This is a genomic window from Saccharopolyspora oryzae (assembly GCF_027853915.1).
GTDB lineage: Bacteria > Actinomycetota > Actinomycetes > Mycobacteriales > Pseudonocardiaceae > Saccharopolyspora > Saccharopolyspora oryzae.
Map to the genome: position 1 here is coordinate 1 of NZ_JAQGLA010000164.1, position 5594 is coordinate 5594.

Below are 5594 nucleotides of genomic sequence, written 5' to 3' on the forward strand. Positions count from 1 at the left end.
GTCGGAGACGACGACCTCGCCCAGCGAGACCAGCGGCAGCTCGGAGACGTCGAGCAGCTGGAACAACGGGCTGTTCCCGCACAACAGCAGCAGCGGCACCAGCAACCCGTGATCGGCTGAACGCAGAAGAGGGGCTCCCGCGGGAGCCCCGCTTCTCGTACGCCTGGAACGCGCCGGTTCAGCGCGTCGTTTCGCTCTCCGTGACGCCGTCCGCGTAGCCGCGGCAGTACTCCCACGTCACGTACTCGCTGGGGTTCGGGTCGAAAGCGGGCTCGTGCGGGCGCATCCGGCCGTCGTGCAGCAGCTGCTCGAGGCTGGCCCGCAGCAACTCCCAGTCGTGGTAGTGGCATTCGCCGCAGTCGGCGCAGTCCACCACGATGCCGCGGATGCCGCGGGGCTCCAGCAGGGCCTGGTAGACGGCGAGGTCGGTCAGATCGGCGAGCAGCTCGGCGCGTTCCTCCTCGCCGAGTGGCGGGCCGTCGTCGGCGTCGTGATCATCACCGAGTGCCATGCTCGGATCTTCCGGGTCGCCCGCGAACGGGTCTGGGGGCATCGGATCGTGCGGCACGGCCCGCACGGTACCGGCTGCGTCCACCTCGTGGGGCTGTCGGGGCGCAGTTGGCCACGCCCGAGACCGCTGCCGGGTGGCGTGGCGCACGACTGCCAGGGCGCACCAACCGCTTCCTGACCTGTGGTCTCTATCATTGGGGGAATCCCCGAAGCCGATGCCGCGTTGTCGTACTCATTCCGTCGACGACGTGGTCGCCGAGGACAATCCAGCCGCATTCTCCGGTTTGTGGACCGTAGCGTGAAGGAAGGCACATCCCTCGCCATGACCAGCGAACTCACTGCACCCGGCCTCCCCTCGAAGTTCGCGACTCTGGGTCTGACCTTCGATGACGTGCTCCTGCTGCCCGACGAGTCGGACGTCATCCCCAGCGGAGTCGACACGTCCACGCAGCTCTCCCGCAACATCCGGCTGCGCATCCCGCTGCTGTCCGCCGCGATGGACACCGTGACCGAGGCGCGGATGGCGATCGCGATGGCCCGCCAGGGCGGTGTCGGCATCCTGCAGCGCAACCTGTCGGTGGAGGAGCAGGCCTCCCAGGTCGAGGTGGTCAAGCGCTCCGAGGCGGGCATGGTCACTGACCCGGTCACCTGTTCCCCGGACGACACGCTCGCCGAGGTGGACGCGCTGTGCGCCCGCTTCCGCATCTCCGGCGTCCCGGTGACCGACCCGGACGGCACGCTGGTCGGCATCATCACCAACCGCGACATGCGCTTCGAGGTCGACTTCACCCGCCGGGTGCGCGAGGTGATGACCCCCGCTCCGCTGATCACCGCGCAGGTCGGCGTCACCGCGGAGGCCGCGCTCGGCCTGCTGCGCCGCAACAAGATCGAGAAGCTGCCGATCGTGGACGGCGCTGGCAAGCTGCGCGGCCTGATCACGGTCAAGGACTTCGTCAAGACCGAGCAGTACCCCGACGCCACCAAGGACCCGGACGGCCGCCTGCTGTGCGGCGCCGCGGTGGGCGTCGGCGCGGACTCGCACGAGCGCGCGATGGCGCTGGTGGACGCCGGTGTCGACGTGCTGATCGTGGACACCGCGCACGGCCACTCCCGCGCCGTGCTGGAGACCGTCGCCACGGTGAAGAAGGAACTGGGCAACTCCGTCGACGTGATCGGCGGCAACGTCGCGACCCGCGCCGGCGCGCAGGCGCTGATCGACGCCGGGGCGGACGCGGTGAAGGTCGGCGTCGGGCCGGGCTCCATCTGCACCACCCGCGTGGTCGCCGGCGTCGGCGTGCCGCAGATCAGCGCGATCTACGAGGCGAGCATGGCCTGCCGCCCGGCGGGCGTGCCGATCATCGGCGACGGCGGCATCCAGTACTCCGGTGACATCGGCAAGGCCATCGCCGCCGGTGCCAGCTCGGTGATGCTGGGCAGCCTGCTGGCGGGCACCGCCGAGGCGCCGGGCGAGCTGGTCCTGGTCAACGGCAAGCAGTTCAAGGTCTACCGGGGCATGGGCTCGCTGGGCGCGATGCAGTCGCGCGGCCAGGGCAAGTCCTACTCCAAGGACCGCTACTTCCAGGACGACGTGCTCTCCGAGGACAAGCTGGTGCCGGAGGGCATTGAGGGCCGGGTGCCGTTCCGCGGTCCGCTGTCGCAGGTCGTGGCGCAGCTCGTCGGCGGTCTCCGCTCGGGCATGGGCTACACCGGCTCGACCACGATCCCGGAGATGCAGGACGCGAAGCTGGTCCGGATCACCGCGGCGGGGCTCAAGGAGAGCCACCCGCACGACATCACGATGACGGTCGAGGCCCCGAACTACACCGGCCGCTGACCGACCCCGACCAGGCCGCCGCACCGGACGGGTGCGGCGGCCTCGTCGTGTCCGGGGGCGGTGTGGTCGGGTGATCACGGAGGGCTAAGGCCCCCCGTTGCGCGTCACCCGGATGCCGCAGAGAGAATGTTGCGTTGGACATCGGTGCCGCGAGGAGGGACTGACGGTGCGGGATCAGGTTGAGATCGGCATGGGTCGCACAGCGATGCGCGGTTACGACTTGGACGACGTTGCGATCGTGCCGTCCAGGCGCACCCGTTCCTCCAAGGACGTGTCGCTGGCGTGGCAGATCGACGCGTACCGCTTCGACATCCCGCTGGTCACGCATCCGACCGACGCGGTCGTCTCGCCCGCGACGGCGGTGCGGATCGGCGAGCTCGGCGGTCTGGGCGTGCTCAACGCCGAGGGCCTGTGGGCGCGGCACGAGAACGTCGAGGAGAAGCTGTTCGACGTGGTGCGCGCCGCGGACGAGAGCAGCGACCCGGAGGCGGCCATCCGCCTGCTGCAGGAGCTGCACTCCGCGCCGATCCGGCAGGACCTGCTCGCCACCTCGCTGAAGCAGATCAAGGACTCCGGCGTCACGGTGGCCGCGCGCGTCAGCCCGCAGCACGCCGAGGAGCTGACCCCGGACCTGCTCGCGGCCGGCGTCGAGGTGCTGGTCGTGCAGGGCACGATCATCTCCGCCGAGCACGTGGCGCGCGACGGCGAGCCGCTGAACCTCAAGCGCTTCATCGGTGAGCTCGACGTGCCGGTGATCGCCGGTGGTGTCGGCGACTACCGCACCGCGATGCACCTGATGCGCACCGGCGCGGCCGGTGTGATCGTCGGCTTCGGCGAGTCCCGCTCCGCGACGACCACCCAGGTCCTGGGCATCGGCGTCCCGATGGCGACGGCCGTCGCCGACGCCGCCGCGGCGCGCCGCGACTACCTGGATGAGACCGGTGGCCGGTACGTGCACGTGATCGCCGACGGCGCGCTGTCCTACTCCGGCGACATCGCGAAGGCGATCGCCTGTGGCGCGGACGCGGTGATGCTCGGCGAGTCGCTGGCCGAGGCCTCGGACTCCCCGGCGCAGGGCTACTACTGGACTTCGGCCGCCGCGCACCCGAGCCTGCCGCGCAGCGAGATCACCGGCTTCGCCGGTTCGGACGCGGACCTGGAGAAGCTGCTGTTCGGCCCGAGCAGCGACCCGTACGGCACGCTGAACCTCTTCGGCGGCCTCCGCCGCGCGATGGCCAAGACGGGCTACCGCGACCTCAAGGAGTTCCAGAAGGTCGGCCTGACTCTCCGCGGCTGAGCAAGACTCGTGAAGACCCCCAGTCCGGTCGGGCTGGGGGTCTTCGCTTTTTCTGCTCTTTCGGGGCTAGCTACTGGCGAGTAATTACGTTTAATCTGTCGCGCATGGCTGGACGTGATGGGGAGCACCGGGGTAGCAGCGACTTCGACGTGGTCGTGATCGGTTCCGGATTCGGCGGCAGCGTGGCCGCGCTGCGGCTGACCGAGAAGGGCTACCGGGTGGCGGTGCTCGAAGCCGGTCGCCGGTTCACCGACGACGAGCTGCCGAAGACCTCCTGGGACCTGAAGAAGTTCCTGTGGGCACCGCAGCTCGGCTGCTACGGCATCCAGCGGATCCACCTGCTGCGCAACGTCCTGATCCTGGCCGGAGCGGGCGTCGGCGGCGGATCGCTGAACTACGCCAACACGCTCTACCGGCCGCTCAAGCCGTTCTACAACGACCCGCAGTGGGCGCACATCACCGACTGGGAAGCCGAACTCGCGCCCTACTACGACCAGGCGACGCGGATGCTCGGCGTGGTGGACAACCCGTCCACCACCCCGTCGGACGTGGTGATGAAGAAGGTCGCCGGGCAGATGGGCGTCGGCGACACGTTCCACACCACGCCGGTCGGCGTCTACTTCGGCACGGCGGGCAAGACCGAGTCCGACCCGTTCTTCGGCGGCGCCGGGCCCGCCCGCACCGGCTGCACCGAGTGCGGCGCCTGCATGTCGGGGTGCCGCGTCGGCGCGAAGAACACGCTGGTGAAGAACTACCTGTACCTGGCGGAAGCGGGCGGCGCGCAGGTGTTCCCGCTGACCACGGTCGACCGGCTGGGGCAGGGCGCCGACGGCCGGTGGCGCATCGGCACCTCGCGCACCGGCGCGAAGTGGAACCGCAAGCCGCGCATCTTCAGCGCCGACCACGTGGTGGTCGCCGCCGGCACCTGGGGCACGCAGAACCTGCTGCACCGCAGCAAGGAACGCGGTGACCTGCCGCGGTTGTCCGGGCGGCTCGGGCGGCTCACCCGCACCAACTCCGAGTCGATCATCGGCGCGCAGATGCCGCAGGTCGACCCCGAGCGGGACTTCTCCAACGGCGTCGCGATCACCTCGTCGTTCCACCCCGACGAGAACACCCACATCGAGCCGTGCCGCTACACCAAGGGCGCCAATGCGATGGGTCTGCTGCAGACCCTGCCGACCAAGGGCGGCTCCCCGGAACCGCGGCTGAAGCAGTGGTTCCAGTACCTGCGCAAGCACCCGATGCACGCGCTGCGCCTGCTGAACGTGAAGAACTGGAGCGAGCGCACGGTCATCCTGCTGGTCATGCAGAGCCTCGACAACTCGCTGACCACCAAGCTGCGCAAGCGCTTCGGGCGCACCCAGCTGACCTCCGAGCAGGGCCACGGCGCGCCGAACCCGACCCACATCCCGGCCGGCGAGCGGGCCAACGAGCTGGTCGCCGAGGAGATCGGCGGCATCGCGGGCGGAACCTGGGGCGAGGTGTTCGACATCCCGATGACCGCGCACTTCCTGGGCGGCTGCCCGATCGGCGACGACGCCGAGCACGGCGTGATCGACCCGTACCACCGGGCGCACGGCTACCCGACGATGTCCATCGTGGACGGTTCGGCGGTGAGCGCGAACCTCGGCGTGAACCCGTCGCTGACCATCACCGCGCAGGCGGAGCGGGCCTTCGCGATGTGGCCGAACAAGGGCGAGACCGACACCCGCCCGGACCAGCGCGAGGCCTACCGCCAGGTCGCCCCGGTCGAGCCCAAGTCCCCCGCGGTCCCGGCCTCGGCCCCGGCGGCCCTCCACCTCCCGATCGTCTGACCCCGCTGCTCCGGGACACCCGCCCAGGCGCCCCGGGGTGCGGTCACCGGTGCTCCGCAAATTCAATGGAAATCGGAGGTCCGATTTCCATTGAATTTGCGGAAGTTCTCCACAGACCGGACGACCTGTCCACAGC

At 70.0% G+C, this 5594-nt stretch carries 4 protein-coding genes; 3 read left to right on the forward strand and 1 reads right to left on the reverse strand.

Annotated elements, in window-relative coordinates; translation table 11 throughout:
- Nucleotides 1-178 precede the first annotated feature (178 nt).
- A complete protein-coding gene (locus OU415_RS37790) occupies nt 179-553 on the reverse strand; it encodes a DUF5319 domain-containing protein (RefSeq protein WP_270954604.1) in 375 nt (124 codons plus the stop codon).
- 279 nt (nt 554-832) lie between these two features.
- Here OU415_RS37790 and guaB point away from each other — a divergent pair, with 279 nt between their 5' ends.
- The 3 genes from guaB (at nt 833) to OU415_RS37805 (ending at nt 5458) form a co-directional block, all read left to right on the forward strand.
- Complete coding sequence (gene guaB / locus OU415_RS37795) at nt 833-2344, forward strand: IMP dehydrogenase (RefSeq protein WP_270954598.1); 1512 nt, start codon at nt 833-835, stop codon at nt 2342-2344.
- Nucleotides 2345-2510: 166 nt separating this feature from the next.
- Nucleotides 2511-3641: a GuaB3 family IMP dehydrogenase-related protein gene (locus OU415_RS37800; RefSeq protein ID WP_270954600.1), complete on the forward strand. Its 1131-nt coding sequence runs from the start codon at nt 2511-2513 to the stop codon at nt 3639-3641.
- A gap of 104 nt (nt 3642-3745) precedes the next feature.
- The gene (locus OU415_RS37805; RefSeq protein ID WP_270954602.1) at nt 3746-5458 is read left to right on the forward strand and encodes a GMC family oxidoreductase N-terminal domain-containing protein; all 1713 of its coding nucleotides are present in this window, start codon (nt 3746-3748) and stop codon (nt 5456-5458) included.
- The last annotated feature ends 136 nt before the right edge of the window (nt 5459-5594 follow it).